A 19,059-nucleotide genomic window follows, 5' to 3' on the forward strand; every position below is an offset into this window, starting at 1 on the left:
GTGGTGGGTCGCCCAGGTGGTCTGCGCTCGCCTCACCGCCTGAGGTGTCCGAGTCGCTCAGGCGGTCCGCGCCCGCGTCACTCCGTCTGACGCATGGACGGGCCCTGCCCCCGGATCTTCGAGGACGGGCCCGTCGCGTCGTCGGTTTTCAGTTGTCAGTGGTCACCGAAGGGTGAGCCGTCCGGCCTGAAGATGTCGATGGGGCCGTTGCCGGGGCCGCGACCACGGCCACGACCGTCTTCGTCGCCGGACGACTCCTTCTTCTTCGGCTTGGGCGCACATGCCTGGCTGCAGCCGCCGAACCTCGACATGTCCGGCGAGACGAACTTCGAGGCCGGGACGCCCTTGAGCGCGTTCAGGAAGGTGTCCTTCCAGATCGGGCCGGGGATCGACGCGCCGAAGACCGAGCCGTAATGCCGGCCGCCGATGACCCGGTTGCTCAGCGGATAGCGGACCGGGCCACGGGGGTCGCCGAGGCTGACCGCGCCGGCCAGGTCCGGGGTGTAGCCGGCGAACCACACCGTCCGCGACACGTCACCGGTTCCGGTCTTGCCCGCGGCGTCCCGTCCGATGCCGCCGACTCCGCTCATCGTGCCCTTGGTGAACACGCCCTCGAGGATGTTGCTGGTCGCGTCCGCGATCTCCGGTTCGAGCACCTGCTTGCACTTGGGCTTGAACGAGGTGACCTTGCCGAACCGGTCGGTGATCTCGGTGATCGCCATCGGTGCGCAGTATTTACCGCGCGCGCCGAGTGCGGCGTACGCGGTGGCGAGGGTCACCGGGTCGAGTTCGTTGGCGCCGAGGGTGAAGGTCTGCACCTCGTGCAGCGGCTGGCCGTCGGCGCGCCTGATGCCGAGATCCTTCGCCGTCTTGATCACGTCGCAGAGGCCGACCTTGCGCTCCAGCGCGAGGAAGAACGTGTTCACCGAGCCCCAGGTGCCGGTCTGCAGGGTCCTGAATCCGCCGCTGCCCCCTTCGGCGTTGCTCAGCGGCGTCACCGGGTCGCCGACGTTCTGGCCCTTGCAGTTCTTGAAGTCGGAGTAGGCGTTGGCCGTGAACGTCCCGCCCGTGCTGATGCCGTCGCCGAACTTCATGCCCTTCTTGAGAGCGGTGATCAGGGTGAACACCTTCATGGTCGATCCAGGCTGGAAGCCCGTGCCGCCGCCGTGCAGGGTGTCGGCGATGACGTTGATCGACATCTCGTTCTTCTTCCGGTTCCGCCCGAAGTTCCGGCTGGCCGCCATCGCCTTGATCGCGCCGGTGCCGGGTTGGACCAGCGCCTCGGAGGCGACCGGCTTGTCGGACGGGTAGACGTACTTCCTGATCGCCTTCTCGGCGGCCTGCTGCATCTTCCGGTCGAGCGTGGTCCTGATCGTGAGACCGCCCCTGGCGAGGAACTGCTTCCTCGCCTTCTCCGTCTTGCCGAACTGCGAGTCGTGCTCGATCTCGTTGCGCACGTACAGGCAGAAGTAGGGGAACTCGCTCTCCTCGCAGCCACCGGGGATCGGCTTGTCCTTGTAGCCCAGCTTCTTCTTCTTGGCCTGCGCGGCCTCTTCCGCCGTGATGATCTCCAGTTCGGCCATCCGGTCGAGGACGACGTTCCGCCGGGAGAGGAGGCGGTCGCGGAACGACTTGCCCCGGTTGGGGTCGGTGGCGTTGGGATCCTGTACGGCTCCGGCCAGCGTCGCCGCCTCGGCCAGGTTCAGCTGGGAGGCGTGCTTGCCGAAGAAGCGCTTGGAGGCGGCCTCGACGCCGTAGGCGCTGGCGCCGAAGTAGGCGATGTTGAGATAACGGTTGAGGATCTCGTCCTTGGAGTACTTCTGCTCGAGCGCGATCGCGTACCGGATCTCGTTGAGCTTGCGCCCGACCGTCGGTGCGACGGCGGCGGCCTTCTCCTCGTCGGTCTCCGCCTTGTTGTACAGGACCTGCTTGACGTACTGCTGCGTGATGGAAGAACCGCCCTGGGTGACCCCGCCGGTGGTGATGTTCTTGACCAGCGCACGGGTCGTGCCCTCGATGTCGAGCGGACCGTGCTGGTAGAAGCGGAAGTCCTCGATGGCCACGATGGCCTGCCGCATGATCGGCGCGATCTTGTCCAGGGAGACGGACTCCCGGTTCTCGTAGTAGAACTGGGCGATCGGCTTGCCTGCCGCGTCGAGCAGGGTGGTCTTCTCGGGCAGCGGGGGCTCGTCGAGCTCCTCCGGCCCGATGTGCAGAGCGTCGATGCCGGACTTAGCCGTCATGCCCGCTCCGCCGACCGCGGGCAGCGCGATCGCGGCCGTCAGCACTCCCGCCACCACAGCGGCGGCGGCGAGCTTGAGGACGTTGCCGGCGGCCGAACCTTTGGCTTTGCCTTGAGCTTGCACGGTACAAGCCTACGTGGAAGTCAAGGCTCTCCAGCCACCGGCTCAACGGACTTCCATCAGGTCACAGGGGAGAGGACTAGTCATTCCCGGCCACATGGCCTGACTTGACCATGTGAGAATTTGGTCCCCCCGGGGACTGTCGTCTCGATCGTCTGGTTGCGTACGTTCTCCTCTGCGGCAACTGCAAACAAGGAGGCTCGACGCCCGCGCCCGTCGGCCGAAATGACGACTGACCACCTAAGGGGAGTGGGGTCGAACATGTGGATCACGGATTGGACCTCCCGTGCCGCCTGCCGAGGAACGGATCCTGACGCTCTCTTCGTGCAAGGCGCCGCACAGAACCGTGCAAAGATGATTTGTCGGGGATGCCCTGTCCGTACGGAGTGCCTCGCCGATGCGTTGGACCACCGCATCGAGTTCGGCGTCTGGGGCGGGATGACGGAACGGGAACGCCGTGCGCTGCTGAGGCGCCGGCCCGAGGTGACCTCCTGGCGTGAGCTGCTCGAGGCGGCCAAGGAGGAGTACGAGCGAGCCAACGAGCTGATCGCCGGCTGATGGCCGCGGCCGGGTAGGCCGGTCGCCGCCGGACCGGGCGGCGATCAGGCCGACCGGCTGACGGAGCTCGCTCCGTTCGACGACAGGAGCTGCCCGATCTGGCGGAGTCCCGCCAGATCGTGCACATCCTCCGGCATCGCGGGGACCCGGGTCACCGGGACCATCGGATGGACCGAGGTGAAGTGCTCCTGCTCCCGCTCCTCGCGGGCGGCGAGCTGCATCCGTCGCGCGTGCAGCCGCAGCACGGCGGCGGTCAGCGCGTGCTCGCCGTTGGACTCCAGGTCCTCTGCCGCCGCACAGCTCCGCGCCGCGGACAGCGAAGCGGCAGGCGTACGGTGCACCCGGTTGACGACCAGCCCGGCGAGCGGCATGCCCTCCTCGGCCAGCCGTTCCACGAAGTAGGATGCCTCGCGCATCGCGTCGCGCTCCGGCGTGGCGACGACGAGGAAAGCCGTGCCGGGGGCCTGAAGGAGCCGGTACGTCTGCTCGGCCCGCTGGCGGAAGCCGCCGAAGACGGCGTCGAGCGCGGACACGAACATCTGGATGTCCTTCAGCACCTGGGCCCCCAGGACCTTGGTCAGTATGCCGGCGACCATGCCGAAGCCCGCGTTGAGCAGCTTGAACGCGCTGCGACCGCCGACCTTGGCCGGGGCCATGAGGATGCGGATGAGCCGTCCGTCCAGGAACCGGCCGAGCCGCTCGGGGGCGTCGAGGAAGTCCAGCGCCGATCGCGAGGGCGGCGTGTCCACGACGATCAGGTCCCAGTCGCCGGAGCGGCGGAGCTGGCCGAGCTTCTCCATCGCCATGTATTCCTGAGTGCCGGAGAAGCTGGACGATAGGGATTGATAAAAGGGATTTGTCAAGATTTGGCGGGCTCGTTCGGGGTCGGCGTGCGCTTCGATGATCTCGTCGAAGGTCCGCTTCATGTCGAGCATCATCGCGTGCAGCTCACCCCCTTCCCGGCAGGCGCCGTCCAGGTCGCAGCCGTCGACCCGGCGCGGGGTGTTGTCGAGCTCGGTGAGACCCATGGCCTGGGCCAGCCGCTTGGCCGGGTCCACCGTCAGCACGACCACGGACCGGCCGCGCTCGGCAGCGCGCAACCCGAGGGCGGCGGCCGTCGTGGTCTTGCCGACGCCGCCGGACCCGCAGCACACGATGATCCGGGTGCCGGGATCATCCAGCATCGCGTCGATGTCCAGCGACGGAGGCGTCCTGGTCACAGCCCAACCTCTCTCGAAGGCGCTCATGCCGCGCCCTGTGCGCGCAGGGCCTCGGCGAGTTCGTACAGCCCGGCCAGATCGGCGCCGTCGGGCAGCAGCGGCAGGTCGTAGCGCGGCGTGCCGACGGAGGCCAGCGTCTCGCGCTCCTGGTTTTCGAGCTCGACCCGCCGGGCGTGCTCGGCGATCTCCTTGGCCAGGGCCTCGGCCAGCGGCCCGGCGTCCCCCGTCCGTTCGGCCAGCCCGGACGCCTTCAGCCCGGCGGCGAGCTCCGCCGTGTCGAACCGGCCCTGGAAGGCGGCCTCCAGCGCCGTGTCGGGCAGGCCGGCGGGCCGGACCATGTTGATGAAGATCCCGCCGACCGGCAGCTTCGTCTCGCGCAGCTCGGCGATGCCGTCGAGCGTCTCCTGGACCGGCATCTCCTCCAGTAAAGTCACGAAGTGCACCGCGGTCTCCGGCGAGGTGAGGACGCCCCGCACCAGATCGGCGTGGTGCCGGATGGGGCCGACCCGGGCCAGACCGGCGATCTCCTGGGTGACGTTGAGGAAACGCACGATCCGTCCGGTCGGCGGCGCGTCCATCACGACCGCGTCGTACACCCGGGCGCCGGTCCGGGGATCGCGTCGCCGCACCGCCTCGCTGGTCTTGCCGGTGACCAGAACGTCGCGCAGACCGGGGGCGATGGTCGTGGCGAAGTCGACCACGCCGATGCGGGTCAGTGCCTTGCCCATGCGCTTCATCCCATAGAACATCTCGAGGTAGTCGAGCATCGCCGCCTCGGGATCGATCGCCAGCGCGTACACGTCCCCGCCGTCCGGGGCCACCGCGATCTTCCGCTCCTCGTACGGCAGCGGGGGCAGATCGAAGATCTGGGCGATGCCCTGACGGCCCTCCACCTCCACCAGCAGGACCTTGCGGCCCCCGGCGGCCAGGGCGAGCGCGAGCGCCGCCGCGACGGTGGTCTTGCCCGTCCCGCCCTTACCGCTCACGACGTGCAGCCGCACGCCTTCCCAGTCGGTGTCCTGAGCGTCCCGAGTGCCCATGTCTCGAAGGCTACCCAAGGGCCGTGTGGGGATTCGCGGCGGTCTCCGCCGTGTCTGTTGCGGTACGGCCGTGTCTGCTGCGGTGCGGCTGTGTCTGTTGCGGTACGGTCCGGCTCCCGGTTGGGTATGGAATGCCTGTCACCACGGCCCTGTTCGGCGATCGGCATTCGGTGTTCGGTGTTCGGTGTTCGGTGTTCGGCAATCGCGATCGGCAAGCGGCATAGGAGGTCCACCCATGGAGTCGGTGCTGTCAGCGTTAATCGTCGTCCTGGGCGTTCTCCTGCTCGTCGCCGTGGCACGTGGCGTACGCGTCGTGCAGCAGTTCGAGACGGGCATCGTCTTCCGGCTGGGCCGGATCCAGCCGAACGTACGGGGCCCCGGCCTGCATCTGATCGTGCCGATCGTCGACCGGATGCAGAAGGTGAACATGCAGATCGTCGCGATGGGGGTGCCGGCGCAGGACGGCATCACCCGCGACAACGTCTCGGTCCGGGTCGACGCGGTGGTCTACTTCCGGGTGATCGACCCGATCAAGGCGGTCGTCAACGTGCAGAACTACCTGTTCGCCGTGTCGCAGGTGGCCCAGACCTCGCTGCGGTCGGTGATCGGTCAGTCGGAGCTCGACCATCTCCTGTCCGATCGCGACACGCTCAACGCCAGGCTCAGGTCGGTGATCGACGAGCCGACCGAGGGCCCGTGGGGCATCCGCATCGAGCGGGTCGAGATCAAGGATGTGGCGCTGCCGGACGGCATGAAGCGCTCGATGTCGCGTCAGGCCGAGGCCGAGCGGGAGCGCCGCGCGCGCATCATCACCGCCGACGGCGAGTTCCAGGCGTCCAAGCGGCTCGCCGCCGCGGCACGTCAGATGTCGTCGGACCCGGCCGCGCTGCAGCTTCGCATGCTGCAGACGGTGGTGGAGGTGGCCGCCGAGAAGAACAGCACGCTCGTCATGCCGCTGCCCGTCGAGATGCTGCGCTTCTTCGACCGGATGGCCCCGGCCTCATCGACCGCGGCCACGCCGGCGGCTGCCTCATCGGCGGACGAGTCCGGCTCCGCCGTACCCGAGGGCTCGCCCGAGCAGGAGCCCGAGCCACTGGAGGAGGCGATCCGGGAGCTTCCCTCGGTCGAGTCGCCGGACATTCCGCTCACCGGGCAGCGGATCGAGCCGCCCGCATGGCAGCACCACCGTACGGCCGGCGGCGGAGGCGTGTGATCCCACCCACGGACCGGGGAAATCGCTCGCTACTCTTGGCCCCATGACCAAATGGGAGTACGTCACAGTGCCGCTGCTCGTGCACGCCACGAAGCAGATTCTGGATAACTGGGGTGAGGACGGCTGGGAGCTGGTCTCGGTCATCCCCGGCCCCAACCCCGAGCAGCTGGTCGCATACATGAAGCGAGCCAAGTCATGAGTGCGGGAAGCCCGGAGGAGCGCCTCGCCGAGCTCGGCCTGACCCTGCCCGACGTCGTCCCCCCGGTCGCCGCCTATCTGCCGGCGGTCAGGACGGGCGACCACGTCTACACGTCCGGCCAGATTCCGGTGGTGGACGGCAAGCTCGGCGTCACCGGCAAGGTCGGGGCCGAGGTCTCGGCCGAGGAAGCGAAGGAACTGGCCAGCATCTGCGCGCTCAACGCGATGGCGGCCCTCAAGTCCGTGGTCGGCGACCTGTCCAAGGTCGTGCGGATCGTGAAAGTCGTCGGATTCGTGGCGAGCGCGCCCGACTTCACCGGGCAGCCCGCGGTCGTGAACGGCGCGAGCGAACTGCTCGGGGAGGTGTTCGGCGACGCCGGCCGGCACGCCAGGAGCGCGGTGGGCGTGGCCGCGCTGCCCCTCGACGCCCCGGTCGAGGTGGAGCTCATCGCCGAGGTCCGCTGACCGTCGAGCCGACGGACAGGACTTACCAGGGATGCGGGCGGGACCGACATTGCGCCGGTGCGGACCCATGGGGAAGTATCGGAACGGTTAACCGAATTTCGTTCTGTTTCGGAGAAGACCCCGCATGAGGATTCCGCTGCCGCAGGAGTTCGGGGAGCGGGCTCGCGAGATCCTCGCCGGCCGTGCCGCCCCCGCCCGCGCCCATGACGCCGCCACCGTGGTGCTGCTCCGGGACGCCCCCCTTGAGGCGTACCTGCTGCGCCGCAAGGCCACGATGGCCTTCGCCGCGGGGGCGTACGTGTTCCCCGGGGGCTCGGTCGACCCCCGTGACTCCGATCGCGTCGTGGCGTGGGCGGGGCCCTCGCCGGCCGAGTGGGCGGCCGTGTTCGGCGCCGATGAGGCCACGGCCCGCGGCCTGGTGTGCGCCGCCGTACGGGAGACCTTCGAGGAGTCCGGCGTCCTGCTCGCCGGGCCCGACCCGGCGACCGTCGTGGCCGACACGACCGGGGACGACTGGGAGGCCGACCGCCTGGCGCTGATCGGGCGGACGCTCTCGTTCGCCGAGTTCCTCGAGCGCCGCGGTCTCGTGCTGAGGGCCGACCTGCTCAAGGCGTGGGCGCACTGGATCACCCCGGAGATCGAACCCAGACGGTACGACACCAGGTTCTTCGTGGCGGCGCTCCCGCCGGGGCAGCGCACCCGCGACGTGGGCGGTGAGGCGGACCGGGTCGTCTGGCTGAGCCCGCGATCCGCTCTCGACGCGGCCGTGACGGGGGAGGTGTTCCTCATGCCGCCGACCAGTCGCACCTTGCTGGAAATGTCGGAATTCGACGCGGTCGCCGAGGTGTTCGCGGCCGAGCGGAGGATCAGCACCATCCAGCCCGCCGCCGCAGAGGTGGACGGACGGCTCGTCCTGGTCTTCCCCGAGGGCGCCGGCCCAGGCATCCCGTCCGGCCCTGGCATCCCGACCGGCCCAGGCGGGGAGAAGGAGAGGTCATGAGCGGCCTGCGCATCCCCGTGGACGGGCCGGACGGCTCGGGTACGGCACACGCGACCAACATCCTGGCCCCCAACGCGTCGCCGATGACGCTGGACGGCACGAACACCTGGATCCTGGGCCGGGGTGAGAGCGTGCTCGTCGTGGACCCGGGACCGGACGACGAGGCCCATCTCAGGCGGGTGGCCGGCCATCTCGGCGAGCGACGGGTGGCCGCGATCCTGCTCACGCACGGCCACCGCGATCACAGTGGCGGCGCCGCGAGGTTCGGCGAGTTGGTCGGCGCCCCGGTGCGGGCCCTCGATCCCCGGCACCGGCTGGGCGACGAGGGGCTCGGCGACGGCGACGTCCTCACCGTCGACGGCCTGGAGGTCCGGGTGGTCGGCACCCCCGGCCACTCGTTCGACTCGCTCTGCTTCTGGCTGTCCCAGGACCGGGCGATGCTCACGGGGGACACCATCCTCGGCCGGGGCACGACGGTGATCGCCTCCGACGGGAACCTGGCGGACTATCTGCGCAGTCTCGACAAGCTGAGGTCGAGCGCCGAGACGCTGGAGGCCGCGGCGCTGCTGCCGGGGCACGGGCCGGTGCTGCCCGACCCGATCGGGGCGATCGACGGTTACATCGCCCACCGGAGGCGGCGGTTGGACCAGATCCGCCAGGCCGTACGGGATGGGGCGAGGGACGCCGGTGAGATCGTCGAGATGATCTACGCGGACGTCGACAGGTCGCTGTGGCCGGCCGCTCGGGCGTCCGTCGCGGCCCAGCTCGACTATCTCAAGAACCTGTGAGTCCCGGCCGGGGCCGGCCTACCTCGAGCGGTTGAAGAGCCGCTCCCGGTCCATGATGACGACGGCCTTGGCCTCGATGCGCAGCCAGCCGCGCTGGGCGAAGTCGGCCAGCGCCTTGTTGACGGTCTCCCGGGAAGCCCCGACGAGCTGCGCGAGCTCCTCCTGGGTGAGATCGTGGTGGACGCGGATGCCGTCCTCGGTCTTCTGCCCGAAGCGATCGGCCAGGTCGAGCAGCTGCTTGGCGACCCGTCCCGGCACGTCGGTGAAGACCAGGTCGGCCAGCACGTCGTTGGTACGGCGCAGCCGCTGCGCCAGGGCACGCAGCAGGTGGAGCGCCACCTCGGGCCGGCCGGTCAACCACGGTCTGAGGTCGTCGTGGCCGAGGCCCGCCAGGCGGACGTCGGTCAGCGCGATGGCCGAGGCCGTACGCGGGCGTGGATCGAACAGCGACAACTCGCCGAACATCTCGCCGGGACCGAGCACGCTCAGCAGGTTCTCACGGCCGTCGGGCGCGGCGCGCGACAGCTTGATCTTACCCTCGAGCACCACATAGAGCCGGTCACCCGTCTCGTTCTCGTTGAAGAGCGTACGTCCCTTGGACAGTTCGACGACGGTGATGCTCGTTCGCAGCGCCGCGGCGCTCTCGCGGTCGAGTGCGGAGAACAGGGGCGCCTTGCTCAAGATTTCTTCGGTGCTCACGGTGCCTCCCTTGCTTGCCATTGTGAACCCCTGCCCACCGCGTAGGCTTACGGGGTGCCCCGTAAAGTCCCATCGGCGGGCGAGTCCCGGCTCGCGCTCGTACGCCGCGCTCGGCGGATCAACAGAATTCTGGCCGAAACTTATCCTGACGCCCATTGCGAACTCGACTTCGGATCCCCTCTTGAGCTGCTGGTCGCCACGATCCTCTCGGCGCAGTGTACGGACAAACGGGTCAACATGGTTACTCCGGTACTTTTCGCTAAGTATCGGACGGCGAACGACTACGCCGCCGCCGATCGCGAGGAGCTGGAGGAGCTCATCAGGTCGACCGGGTTCTACCGGGCGAAGGCGAACAGCATCATCGGCATGGCCCAGGCGCTGTGCGAGCGGCACGGCGGCGAGGTCCCCGGCAGGCTCGCCGACATGGTCAAGCTGCCCGGTGTCGGCCGTAAGACGGCCAACGTGGTGCTCGGCAACGCGTTCGGCGTCCCCGGCATCACCGTGGACACCCACTTCCAGCGGCTGGTGCGAAGGTTCGGCTGGACCACCGAGACCGACCCCGTGAAGATCGAGCACGAGATCGGCGACCTCTTTCCGAAGGCCGAGTGGACGATGCTCTCCCATCGGCTCATCTGGCACGGCCGGCGGATCTGTCATGCCCGCAGGCCCGCCTGCGGCGCCTGCCCGGTCGCGTCCCTGTGCCCCTCGTACGGCACGGGCCCCACCGATCCGGTCGAGGCGGCCAGGCTCGTCAAACCGGGGCCGTTCTCCTGAGACGGCCGCTCCCCGGCCCATAGGGCATGCTTACGTGTCAAGGGGCGTAACCTGCGTTGGGGCAGTTACATCGGAGGTGGTCGTGGCTCCCGGGTGGTTGACAGACCTCGCGGCGAAAGCCGGGCACGTGCCGCTGCCGAAGACGATGCGGCCGCCCGCGAACGGCGAGGGCAGACGCGCCGCGGTGCTCCTGCTGTTCGGGGAGGGGCCGCTGGGGCCCGACGTCCTGCTCATCCAGCGCAGCTCCCGGGGACGTGTGCACGCGGGCCAGCCGGCGTTCCCCGGCGGGGGCGTGGACCCGGAAGACGGCGGGCCCGTCGCGGCGGCCCTCCGGGAGGCTCGGGAGGAGACCGGTCTCGATCCGGGCGGCGTCGAGGTCCTCGGCACGATGCCGGAGCTCTACCTGTGGCGCAGCGACAACCGGGTGACACCGGTGCTCGGCTGGTGGCGTGCGCCCAGTGCCGTGCACGCCGCCTCGCCGGACGAGGTCGAGTCCGTGGAGCGCGTCCCCATCGCCGAGCTGGTCGATCCGGCCAACCGGCTACGGCTTCGCCACCCGGCCGGGGTCATGCCCTCGGTCGCCTTCCGCGTACGCGGCCTGCTCGTGTGGGGTTTCACCGCCGGAGTGCTCGACGGTGTGCTGGCCGCCGCCGGCTTCGAACAGCCCTGGGACCGGTCACGGGTCGAGGATCTGCCCCCCGACGTCATCGCCCTCGCCTCCCGTGACCGCATCCGCGGCTGAGCGGCCACCGCCCAGGGTCAGGCCGAGTGACGCCCAGTCGGCCACGTCGTCGTCGGAGTCTCCGGCGAGCCGGTGCAGCGCGGCCACACCCGCCGGATCGGGCGGATCCCCCATCACGTGGGGCAGAGCGTAGGCCGCGCCGTACCGGACCGTGGGGTGGGTGTGCTCGGCCAGCTCGATCACCGACGGCAGCGCGCGCCGGTCGCGCAGGTGGCCGAAGGCGAGCAGCACCGCGTAGAGCACGCGGGGGTCGGTCTCGCTCGCCGCGAGACAGCGGAGCACGGGTAGTGTGCGGTCCATGAAGGGCCGGCCTCGGCCCAGCTCGCCGAGGATATCGGCACCGAGCACCCGCTCGGGGGTCGCCTCGCTCGCGCACAGCCGTCTGGCCAGGGCGAACGCCTCGACGTCACCGCGTTCCCGCAGGACTGTTATCACCTGCCACCTGACTGGTCCATCCGGATCTGTGTCAGACAGGGCGATTTTGATCAGTTGGTCGAGCCGCTCGTCGGCGGGCTCGTTATGCCGTCCTTCGACTCCGTGGCGTGGCCCCTCCGATTCCCCCATGACGTCACGATATCGATGAGACCTTGCCGACGCCCGCACGATGCGCAGCGTGGCTGGCTACCGTGGGAATGTGCGCGGCGATCTCCTGGATCTCATTCTGATCGGCCTGGTGGTGGCCTTCGCTGTTTCCGGATACCGGCAGGGCTTCATCATCGGGGCCTTCAGCTTCGTGGGCTTCCTCGGCGGCGCGGTTCTGGGGATGTTCGTCGCACCGTCCGTGGTCGGGGCGATCGTCACCGGTGTGGTCGAGCGGGCGCTGCTGGCCATCGTGATCGTTTTCCTGGCGGCGACGATCGGATATTTCGCGTTCTCCACGATCGGCGTGGTGGTGCGCAGCCACGTGACGTGGGAGCCGGCCAGGGTGGTCGACGCGTTCGGCGGCTCGGTGGCCGGCGGGCTGTCGGTCCTGGCCGTCGCCTGGCTGCTCGGGTCGCTGCTGGTGTCGATGAGCGTCGAAGTGGTGAAGGACCAGGTTAGCCGCTCGGTCGTGTGGCAGACCGTGGACGATGCCGTTCCCGATGGCGTACGGTCCTGGCAGAAGCCGTTCCGGGACTTCGTCGACGCGTCGGAGTGGCCCCAGGTCATCACGGCGATCAGCGGGCGCAACGTGGCCCCGCCGGATCAGGGCGTGCTCCGCGGCAGCGCGGGGCTGGTCAGGGCCAGGAGCGCGATCGTCAAGATCCAGGGCACCGCGCCGAGCTGCGGCAAGCGCATAGAGGGCACCGGCTTCGTCTACGCCCGGCACCGGATCATGACCAACGCCCACGTCGTCGCCGGCGTCACCGACGGGCTCAGGGTCACCGACTCCCAGGGCGCGCAGCACGAGGCCAAGGTCGTGCTCTACAACCCGGACCGGGACATCGCCGTTCTCCTCGTCCCCGATCTGCGGGCCGCGCCGCTGCGGTTCGATTACTCGGCGGAAAGAGGAGACGACTCGATCATCGCGGGCTATCCGAAGGGGCATGGCTTCACTCCGACCGCCGCGCGGATCAGGGTCAAGCAGCGGGCGGAGTCGTTCAACATCTACAACGATCGCAAGGTCAACCGTGAGGTCTACGCGATCCGCGGCAGCGTCCAGCCGGGCAACTCCGGCGGCCCGCTGCTCAGCCCGGAGGGCAAGGTCTTCGGGGTGATCTTCGCCGCCGCGATCGACAAGAAGGAGACGGGCTTCGCCCTCACCGCCGAGGAGGTCCTGCCCGACGCCGAGGACGGCATCGTCGCCGTCTCCAGGGTCAGCACCGGGGAGTGCGACTGACGTGCGGCGGCCGGAGGTTCGGGCCGGGCGGAGATCAGTCCGGCGGGCCGGAGCGGACGCCTTCGGCGTCCTGTAGGTGATCGAGGATCACCGCGATCGCCGTCGAGGCGTCGATGCCCCCCGAGTCGATCTCCGTGATGACGCCGTCGGTGGCCAGCGCCAGCGCTCGCAGGTCCAGTCCGTACGGCCTGCGGGAGCGGTACCCGCCGAGCCGGGCTGATCCGCGCAGGAGGAGCGCCGCGGCCCCGGAGAGGTTGCCGCGCTGCACGTGGGTGAGCCCGACGCAGATCTGGGCCAGGCCCTGCCAGAGCTCACGCTCCTCGGCCGGGCCGGACTTCCAGCGCGCCTCCAGTACCTCGTGCGCGTGGAACGGCCGCTCCACGGCCAGCAGCCGCCGGGCCTCCTCGATCGCCTGTCGTGCTCCGGGTGAGTAGTCGTCGGGGACCCGGGGCACTCCTGCCGCGCCCCGGGGAAGCGGCCTGCCGTACTCGTCCCGGGGACGGGAGTTCCGGGGCCGGCCCGCTTCGTCACGGTCACGCATATGATCTCTCCGCACTACAGGGTCACGCCGCGATCACGTTGTGATCACTCCACGGGATCGCGGCACTTCAGGGCACTTTTCTACAAGATTCCACAAGATCACGTTTGGAGTTCGTTCCGGCGGGCCGTCTGGAAGACCCCTGCCCGACTGCTTACGCGATGCGGATGAAATCGAAGACGGGTCACGCCGAGGTCTGGTTCCGAGGTGTCGAGAACGGGTCACGCCGAGGTCTGGTTCTGAGGCCTGGTTCCGAGGTCTGGGTCATGCCGCGAACAGCTGCGCCGAGGTCGGGTCAGGCCGAGGTCTGGGCCACGTCGAGTCGGGTTATGTCGAGGTGTCGGTTATGTCAGGTTACGCCGAGGCGGCCCGAGGGTCAGCGGTCGGGCTCGGGATCGGCGAGCCAGGCGATCAGCTCGTCGTCGAACTGCGCGGGACGCTCCTCGTGCGGGAAGTGGCCGGCTCCCTCGATGAGCCGCCACCGGTACGGCGCCGTCACGTAACGGCTGGAGCCCTGGGCGGTGCGCGGCAGGAGACAGCGGTCGAGCGCGCCGTGCAGCTGCAGCGTGGGGGCCTCGATCTCGGTGCGCATGTGCCGGGCGTAGCGGAAGCCGTCCGGCCGGAACTGCGATCGCCCGAGCCAGCGGTAGTACTCCAGGGCGCAGTGCGCGACCGCCGGGATCCGCAGCGCCTCCTGATAGGTGTGGATCGCGTCGTCGGACGGCCATTCTGGGCCGGCCCACCGGCGGATGAGGCGGCCGACACGCGCGCCCCCCCTGGCCGTGAGTCGCCGCTCCGGCAGCAGCGGCAGCTGGAATCCCAGGGCGTACCGGCTGGCCCTGAGCTGCCCGAACGGTTCGCCGAACAGGGCGGCGCGCAGGCGCAGCGGATGCGGCGCCGACACCGGGACGAGCCGGCGCACCACCTTGGGATCGTGCACGGCCATCGTCCAGGCGATCAGCCCGCCCCAGTCGTGGCCGACCACGACGGCGCCCGTCTCGCCGAGAGCGCGTACGAGGCCGGCCGCGTCCACGGCGAGGGTCGGCAGGTCGTATCCGCGTGGCGGCTTGTCGCTCGCGCCGTACCCGCGCAGGTCCACGGCGACGGCCCGGTAGCCGGCGGCGGGCAGCGAGACCAACTGGTGGCGCCAGGTCCACCAGAACTGGGGAAATCCGTGCAGCAGCAGCACCAGCGGGCCCTCGCCCGCCTCGACCACGTGGAAGCGGGTGCCCCCGGCGTGCACCTCCCGGTGGGTCCAGGGCCCGTCGACCCGGACCATGGACTCGTCAGGAGGCATCAACCGACGACTCCCTGCCGGGCCCGCCCACGCTCTGCCGCTGCGCGCCCACGGGCTCCCTGTGGGCGCCCACCTGTCCCGCGGTGGGGCCGGTGTACGGCTCCGCAGCGGGCGCGACCTCTTCGGGCCCTGTCTCTACCACGGCGCTCTCGGCTCCGGCGCCGCCCGCCAGGGTGCGCAGGCTGCGGGTCGTCCGGCGCATGCCGGCAAGACCCTTGAGCCGTCGGTAGCCGACGAAGACCAGCAGCGCCGCCACGAGGAGGTAGAACACGGTGACGATCGCGAACGCCAGCCACTGCGCCAGTCCGAGCGCGATGAGGCCGTACGCGATCGCGAACGAGGCCAGGATCAGGCACAGGTGCGCGATGAACGCGGCGGCGCCGAACAGCCCGGCCGCTGTGCCCACCCGCTTCGCGTCGAACTTGAGCTCGGCCTTGGCCAGCTCGATCTCGGAGCGTACGAGGGTCGAGATTTGATGGCTCGCCTGGGCGACCAGCGCGCCGAGCGATTCGTCCTCGGGCATCGGTGACCTCCTATCAGCGCCTATCAAACATCATGTCTTGCCCGTCCGGAGAACGCGCACGAACTCGACACGCAGCGGCGGGGCCCTTCGGCCTCCGCCGAAGGGCCCCGCCGCCGTTGATCTCAGTCCTCGCTCTTGTTGCGCGGCAGCTTCTCGGCGATCAGCTTCATCACCGAGGTGTCGGTCAGCGTGGTGACGTCGCCCAGCGAGCGGTTCTCCGCCACGTCACGCAGCAGGCGGCGCATGATCTTGCCGGAGCGGGTCTTGGGCAGCTCGGGCACGACCAGGATCTGGCGTGGCTTGGCGATCGGGCCAAGGGTCTTGGCGACGTGGTTGCGCAGCTCGGCGGCGATGTCGTCGCTCTCCTCCGCTGTGCCGCGCAGGATCACGAACGCCACGATGGCCTGGCCGGTCACCGGGTCGGTCGCGCCCACGACGGCGGCCTCGGCCACCTTGGGGTGGCTGACCAGTGCGCTTTCGACCTCGGTGGTCGAGATGTTGTGGCCGGAGACGAGCATCACGTCGTCGACCCGGCCGAGCAGCCACAGGTCGCCGTCCTCGTCGCGCTTGGCGCCGTCGCCCGGGAAGTACATCCCGTCGAACCGGGACCAGTAGGTGTCGATGTAGCGCTGGTCGTTGCCCCAGATCGTGCGGAGCATGGCCGGCCACGGCTCGCGGATCACGAGGAAGCCTCCGCCGCCGTTCGGCACCGAGTTGCCCTGGTCGTCGACGACGTCGGCGGCGATGCCGGGCAGTGGCCGCATCGCCGCGCCCGGCTTGGCCGCGGTGATACCGGGCAGTGGGGTGATCATGATGGCGCCCGTCTCGGTCTGCCACCAGGTGTCGACCACCGGGCAGCGGCTGCCGCCGATGTTCTCGCGATACCAGACGTACGCCTCGGGGTTGATGGGCTCACCGACCGAGCCGAGCACCCGGAGTGACGACATGTCGAACTTCGCGGGGATGTCGTCGCCCCACTTCATGAACGTCCGGATCGCCGTGGGGGCCGTGTAGAGGATCGTGATCTTGTACTTCTGCACGATCTCCCAGAAGCGGCCCCGGTGCGGGGTGTCGGGGGTGCCCTCGTAGATCACGCTGGTCGCGCCGTTGGCGAGCGGGCCGTACACGATGTAGGAGTGCCCGGTCACCCAGCCGATGTCCGCCGTACACCAGTAGATGTCGGTCTCCGGCTTGAGGTCGAAGGTCGCGTAGTGGGTCCAGGCCGTCTGGGCGAGGTAACCGCCGGTGGTGTGGAGGATGCCCTTGGGCGTACCCGTGGTGCCGCTGGTGTAGAGGATGTACAGCGGGTCCTCGGCGCCGTGCGGAACCGCCTCGTGCTCGGGGGACTGGCGGTCGATGAGGTCGTGCCACCAGATGTCGCGGTCGTTCACCGCGATGTCCTGCCCGGTCCGGCGGACGACGACGACGCGCTCGACACCCGGGCACTCCTCCAGCGCCTCGTCCACGGTCGGCTTGAGCGCGCTGGGCTTGCCGCGCCGGTAGCCGCCGTCCGCCGTGATGACGATCTTGGCGTCGGCGTCGTGGATGCGGCTCTTGAGCGCGGCGGAGGAGAATCCGCCGAACACCACCGAGTGGATCGCCCCGATGCGGGCGCAGGCGAGCAGCGTGATCGGCAGCTCGGGGATCATCGGGAGGTAGACGGCGATCCGGTCGCCCTTGCGCACGCCGAGCTCCTCGAGCGCGTTCGCCGCCTTGGAGACCTCTCTCTGGAGGTCCGCATAGGTGATCGTACGGCTGTCGCCCTCCGGCTCGCCCTCCCAGTAGTAGGCGACCCGGTCGCCCAGTCCGGCCTCGACGTGGCGGTCGACGCAGTTGTAGGCGACGTTCAGCTCGCCGCCCACGAACCACTTGGCGAAGGGGGGGTTCCACTCGAGCGTGGTATCCCAGCGTCGGGTCCAGGTCAGTCGTTCCGCCGTACTGTCCCAGAAGGCGAGCGCGTCCCGGTCGGCCTCCTCGAAGGTCTCCGCCGTGACGTTCGCGGACGCCGCCAGGTCGGCCGGCGGGGCGAACCGCCGCGTCTCGCTCATGAGGTTCGACAACGTCTGCTGGGTTTCCTGACCGGGGGTTTCGGTAGCCACTCCGTGCTCCTTACCGCATCTATCTCATGCATCGTCTCGTGTTCGGCCGCCTCGGCCAAGCTGGGGTATGCCCTGTTCCACTTCACCAGGCTCGGGGCGTCAAGTACAAGTAAGCGAGGCGCCTCCCCATCGCGATCAGCGCAACCGGTGCTATGCCGCAGAATGTAGTGACACCTGGTGATAAGGACCAGGCGAGGTGCTCTTTCCTGCGCTCAACGGCGCGACCTCTTCGCCGAACGACTTTCTACCGCTGGGTATGGTCGGTGCCTGTGAGTGACCCGCTGGCTGTCATAGCCGACCTCCCCGGAGTGCCCGAAGCCGTGCAGCAGGCTCGTGAGGCCACCGACCGTCTCTACCGGCATCGGGTGCTGCGGCGGCGAAGCCCCGAGGTGTCGGCGGAATCGGCGCTGCGCGGGGCCAGGGCCTCGGCGGCGCTCGAAGGCGTGGACGTGCCGCTGCAGGCGCTGCGGCTCGGTGAGGCCGCCGACGCGGTGCCGCAGGGCGCCCTGCGGGTCTCGGCCGAGCTGGGCCGGCTCGGCCCGACATGGCGCTCGGCGCCCCGCCAGGTCCTGGCCCGGCTGCACGCCCTCGCGGCCGCCGGCCTGATGGCCGATCCCGGCCGGCCGAGGACCGTGCCGACGACGGCCGACCCGCTCGGGCTCGGCCCCGCCCCCGGTCCCGAGGAGACAGCGGTACGGATGTCCGCGCTGGCCGGGCTGCTGTCGGCCGCGACGAAGGCGCCTGCCCTCGTCCTGGCCGCGATCGTCCACGCCGAGCTCGCCGTGCTGCGGCCGTTCGGTGTGGCGGACGGACTCGTCGCGCGGGCGGCCGGTCGCCTGACGCTGGTGGAGCACGGGCTCGATCCCAAGTCGCTGATAGCGGTCGAGGTGGGCCATCTCGAGCTCGGCGACGCGTACACCGCGGGGTTGCGGGCCTATCTGGCGGGAACGGCCGATGGCGTGGGGGAGTGGATCAGGCACTGTGCCGAGGCCGTCGTCGTCGGAGCCCGCGAGACGACCGCCATCTGCGAGGCCATGTCCAGATAAGAGGTCCTGTCCGGACGAGAGGCGTCAGACGAGAGGAGCCGGACGAGAGGAGCCGGACAAGAGGCCCTGTCCGGGGAGGGGGCCGGAACTCCGCGGGTGCCGTCGGACGGTCCCGGAGACGGTCCCGGAAAAGCCGACGGCGCTCCTGGAAGGGAACGCCGTCGCAAGTACGTCCCTACCGGGTTACCAAGCGTGCACCTCTTATTTGCCGGATCGGGTCAAGCCCGTCTCGGCACGCCTCCCGCGGCTGGTCGCGCGTGGGTACTCCGGTGGTCGTACGCCGGACTCGTGAGTCCGTAACCACCTTTCTACGTCCGATTCCCCGGTTTGGAAACCCCCTGGACCAAGTCCGTTGCGGGGCCCGCCAACCTTCCCGATTTGTCGGTTTTATCCCTATCAATGGCTGGTTGTGGGGAGGTCATATACGCAGATGTCTATTGGTCGATATCAGGTCTCTCCGTCACCTGTGGTCCCATTTCTCCCCTGGCTCACTACCGACAGAGGGCCTTACCCGGCGCAAAAAAGTTGCTCAGATTTTGCTGGACCCTCGACTAACTCCACGCTTGTCAGGCAACATACGGTGTGTCCCTGCTTCCGGAAGATTGTGCATGGGTCGGGGATGACCAGACCCTTGCAACGCCTTGACCTGTTCTTCGAAGCTTCTTCCGGTAAGGGCC

At 69.4% G+C, this 19,059-nt stretch carries 19 protein-coding genes; 10 read left to right on the plus strand and 9 right to left on the minus strand.

Annotated elements, in window-relative coordinates; translation table 11 throughout:
- Window positions 1-155: 155 nt before the first annotated feature.
- Entirely contained in the window at window positions 156-2,366 is a 2,211-nt protein-coding gene (locus ACQP1K_RS02315) for a transglycosylase domain-containing protein (RefSeq protein ID WP_433499215.1), read from the minus strand.
- A 258-nt stretch (window positions 2,367-2,624) separates the two neighbouring features.
- On the opposite strand from ACQP1K_RS02315, the gene ACQP1K_RS02320 reads away from it, so the two are divergent.
- The gene (locus ACQP1K_RS02320) at window positions 2,625-2,921 is read left to right on the plus strand and encodes a WhiB family transcriptional regulator (RefSeq protein ID WP_055478986.1); all 297 of its coding nucleotides are present in this window, start codon (window positions 2,625-2,627) and stop codon (window positions 2,919-2,921) included.
- A 44-nt stretch (window positions 2,922-2,965) separates the two neighbouring features.
- On the opposite strand, the gene ACQP1K_RS02325 is transcribed toward ACQP1K_RS02320, so the two are convergent.
- Together ACQP1K_RS02325 and ACQP1K_RS02330 are read right to left on the minus strand one after the other, a co-directional pair.
- Complete coding sequence (locus ACQP1K_RS02325; protein ID WP_433501463.1) at window positions 2,966-4,105, minus strand: ArsA family ATPase; 1,140 nt, start codon at window positions 4,103-4,105, stop codon at window positions 2,966-2,968.
- Window positions 4,106-4,164: 59 nt separating this feature from the next.
- Window positions 4,165-5,181, minus strand: coding sequence for an ArsA family ATPase (locus ACQP1K_RS02330; protein WP_433499216.1), 1,017 nt, complete (start codon window positions 5,179-5,181; stop codon window positions 4,165-4,167).
- 235 nt (window positions 5,182-5,416) lie between these two features.
- Here ACQP1K_RS02330 and ACQP1K_RS02335 point away from each other — a divergent pair, with 235 nt between their 5' ends.
- The 5 genes from ACQP1K_RS02335 (at window position 5,417) to ACQP1K_RS02355 (ending at window position 8,845) form a co-directional block, all read left to right on the plus strand.
- Window positions 5,417-6,394: a slipin family protein gene (locus ACQP1K_RS02335; protein WP_433499217.1), complete on the plus strand. Its 978-nt coding sequence runs from the start codon at window positions 5,417-5,419 to the stop codon at window positions 6,392-6,394.
- A gap of 43 nt (window positions 6,395-6,437) precedes the next feature.
- On the plus strand, window positions 6,438-6,593 hold the full coding sequence (locus tag ACQP1K_RS02340; protein WP_152990300.1) for a DUF4177 domain-containing protein: 156 nt from the start codon (window positions 6,438-6,440) through the stop codon (window positions 6,591-6,593).
- A complete protein-coding gene (locus tag ACQP1K_RS02345; RefSeq protein WP_433499218.1) occupies window positions 6,590-7,057 on the plus strand; it encodes a RidA family protein in 468 nt (155 codons plus the stop codon). The genes ACQP1K_RS02340 and ACQP1K_RS02345 overlap by 4 nt, the downstream gene beginning before the upstream one ends.
- 124 nt (window positions 7,058-7,181) lie before the next feature.
- Complete coding sequence (locus ACQP1K_RS02350; protein ID WP_433499219.1) at window positions 7,182-8,057, plus strand: NUDIX hydrolase; 876 nt, start codon at window positions 7,182-7,184, stop codon at window positions 8,055-8,057.
- Entirely contained in the window at window positions 8,054-8,845 is a 792-nt protein-coding gene (locus ACQP1K_RS02355; RefSeq protein WP_433499220.1) for an MBL fold metallo-hydrolase, read from the plus strand. Before ACQP1K_RS02350 ends, ACQP1K_RS02355 begins: the two co-directional genes overlap by 4 nt.
- 18 nt (window positions 8,846-8,863) lie before the next feature.
- Here the strand turns inward: ACQP1K_RS02355 and ACQP1K_RS02360 are convergent, their stop codons facing one another.
- Window positions 8,864-9,544 carry a Crp/Fnr family transcriptional regulator gene (locus ACQP1K_RS02360; RefSeq protein ID WP_433499221.1) on the minus strand — a complete coding sequence of 227 codons (681 nt, stop codon included), beginning with the start codon at window positions 9,542-9,544 and terminating at the stop codon, window positions 8,864-8,866.
- A 54-nt stretch (window positions 9,545-9,598) separates the two neighbouring features.
- Between ACQP1K_RS02360 and nth the strand changes: the two genes are divergently transcribed.
- Both nth and ACQP1K_RS02370 read left to right on the plus strand, forming a co-directional pair.
- Window positions 9,599-10,318: an endonuclease III gene (gene nth, locus ACQP1K_RS02365; protein ID WP_433499222.1), complete on the plus strand. Its 720-nt coding sequence runs from the start codon at window positions 9,599-9,601 to the stop codon at window positions 10,316-10,318.
- Between the two features lie 82 nt (window positions 10,319-10,400).
- The gene (locus ACQP1K_RS02370) at window positions 10,401-11,060 is read left to right on the plus strand and encodes an NUDIX hydrolase (RefSeq protein WP_433499223.1); all 660 of its coding nucleotides are present in this window, start codon (window positions 10,401-10,403) and stop codon (window positions 11,058-11,060) included.
- Here the strand turns inward: ACQP1K_RS02370 and ACQP1K_RS02375 are convergent.
- Window positions 10,995-11,624 carry a HEAT repeat domain-containing protein gene (locus tag ACQP1K_RS02375; protein ID WP_433499224.1) on the minus strand — a complete coding sequence of 210 codons (630 nt, stop codon included), beginning with the start codon at window positions 11,622-11,624 and terminating at the stop codon, window positions 10,995-10,997. The genes ACQP1K_RS02370 and ACQP1K_RS02375 overlap by 66 nt on opposite strands.
- 70 nt (window positions 11,625-11,694) lie before the next feature.
- Between ACQP1K_RS02375 and ACQP1K_RS02380 the strand changes: the two genes are divergently transcribed.
- Window positions 11,695-12,879 (plus strand): MarP family serine protease, encoded by a 1,185-nt coding sequence (locus tag ACQP1K_RS02380; protein WP_433499225.1) that lies wholly within the window; start codon window positions 11,695-11,697, stop codon window positions 12,877-12,879.
- 34 nt (window positions 12,880-12,913) lie between these two features.
- Here the strand turns inward: ACQP1K_RS02380 and ACQP1K_RS02385 are convergent, their stop codons facing one another.
- The 4 genes from ACQP1K_RS02385 to acs form a co-directional block, all read right to left on the minus strand.
- Window positions 12,914-13,420 carry a DUF309 domain-containing protein gene (locus tag ACQP1K_RS02385; protein WP_433499226.1) on the minus strand — a complete coding sequence of 169 codons (507 nt, stop codon included), beginning with the start codon at window positions 13,418-13,420 and terminating at the stop codon, window positions 12,914-12,916.
- Between the two features lie 373 nt (window positions 13,421-13,793).
- Window positions 13,794-14,714: an alpha/beta fold hydrolase gene (locus tag ACQP1K_RS02390; RefSeq protein ID WP_433499227.1), complete on the minus strand. Its 921-nt coding sequence runs from the start codon at window positions 14,712-14,714 to the stop codon at window positions 13,794-13,796.
- Complete coding sequence (locus tag ACQP1K_RS02395) at window positions 14,704-15,237, minus strand: phage holin family protein (protein WP_433499228.1); 534 nt, start codon at window positions 15,235-15,237, stop codon at window positions 14,704-14,706. Before ACQP1K_RS02395 ends, ACQP1K_RS02390 begins: the two co-directional genes overlap by 11 nt.
- 122 nt (window positions 15,238-15,359) lie before the next feature.
- Window positions 15,360-17,336 carry an acetate--CoA ligase gene (gene acs / locus ACQP1K_RS02400; RefSeq protein ID WP_433499229.1) on the minus strand — a complete coding sequence of 659 codons (1,977 nt, stop codon included), beginning with the start codon at window positions 17,334-17,336 and terminating at the stop codon, window positions 15,360-15,362.
- Between the two features lie 269 nt (window positions 17,337-17,605).
- Here acs and ACQP1K_RS02405 point away from each other — a divergent pair, with 269 nt between their 5' ends.
- Window positions 17,606-18,382 (plus strand): oxidoreductase, encoded by a 777-nt coding sequence (locus tag ACQP1K_RS02405; protein ID WP_433499230.1) that lies wholly within the window; start codon window positions 17,606-17,608, stop codon window positions 18,380-18,382.
- The last annotated feature ends 677 nt before the right edge of the window (window positions 18,383-19,059 follow it).

Source organism: Sphaerimonospora sp. CA-214678 (assembly GCF_050942215.1).
GTDB lineage: Bacteria > Actinomycetota > Actinomycetes > Streptosporangiales > Streptosporangiaceae > Sphaerimonospora.

Coding starts and splice junctions, on each gene's coding strand:
- ACQP1K_RS02320 (WP_055478986.1), top strand. CDS start 2,625: ATGTGGATCACGGATTGGACCTCCCGTGCCGCCTGCCGAGGAACGGAT.
- ACQP1K_RS02325 (WP_433501463.1), bottom strand. CDS start 4,105: ATGCTGGATGATCCCGGCACCCGGATCATCGTGTGCTGCGGGTCCGGC.
- ACQP1K_RS02330 (WP_433499216.1), bottom strand. CDS start 5,181: ATGGGCACTCGGGACGCTCAGGACACCGACTGGGAAGGCGTGCGGCTG.
- ACQP1K_RS02335 (WP_433499217.1), top strand. CDS start 5,417: ATGGAGTCGGTGCTGTCAGCGTTAATCGTCGTCCTGGGCGTTCTCCTG.
- ACQP1K_RS02340 (WP_152990300.1), top strand. CDS start 6,438: ATGACCAAATGGGAGTACGTCACAGTGCCGCTGCTCGTGCACGCCACG.
- ACQP1K_RS02345 (WP_433499218.1), top strand. CDS start 6,590: ATGAGTGCGGGAAGCCCGGAGGAGCGCCTCGCCGAGCTCGGCCTGACC.
- ACQP1K_RS02350 (WP_433499219.1), top strand. CDS start 7,182: ATGAGGATTCCGCTGCCGCAGGAGTTCGGGGAGCGGGCTCGCGAGATC.
- ACQP1K_RS02355 (WP_433499220.1), top strand. CDS start 8,054: ATGAGCGGCCTGCGCATCCCCGTGGACGGGCCGGACGGCTCGGGTACG.
- ACQP1K_RS02375 (WP_433499224.1), bottom strand. CDS start 11,624: ATGGGGGAATCGGAGGGGCCACGCCACGGAGTCGAAGGACGGCATAAC.
- ACQP1K_RS02385 (WP_433499226.1), bottom strand. CDS start 13,420: ATGCGTGACCGTGACGAAGCGGGCCGGCCCCGGAACTCCCGTCCCCGG.
- ACQP1K_RS02390 (WP_433499227.1), bottom strand. CDS start 14,714: ATGCCTCCTGACGAGTCCATGGTCCGGGTCGACGGGCCCTGGACCCAC.
- ACQP1K_RS02395 (WP_433499228.1), bottom strand. CDS start 15,237: ATGCCCGAGGACGAATCGCTCGGCGCGCTGGTCGCCCAGGCGAGCCAT.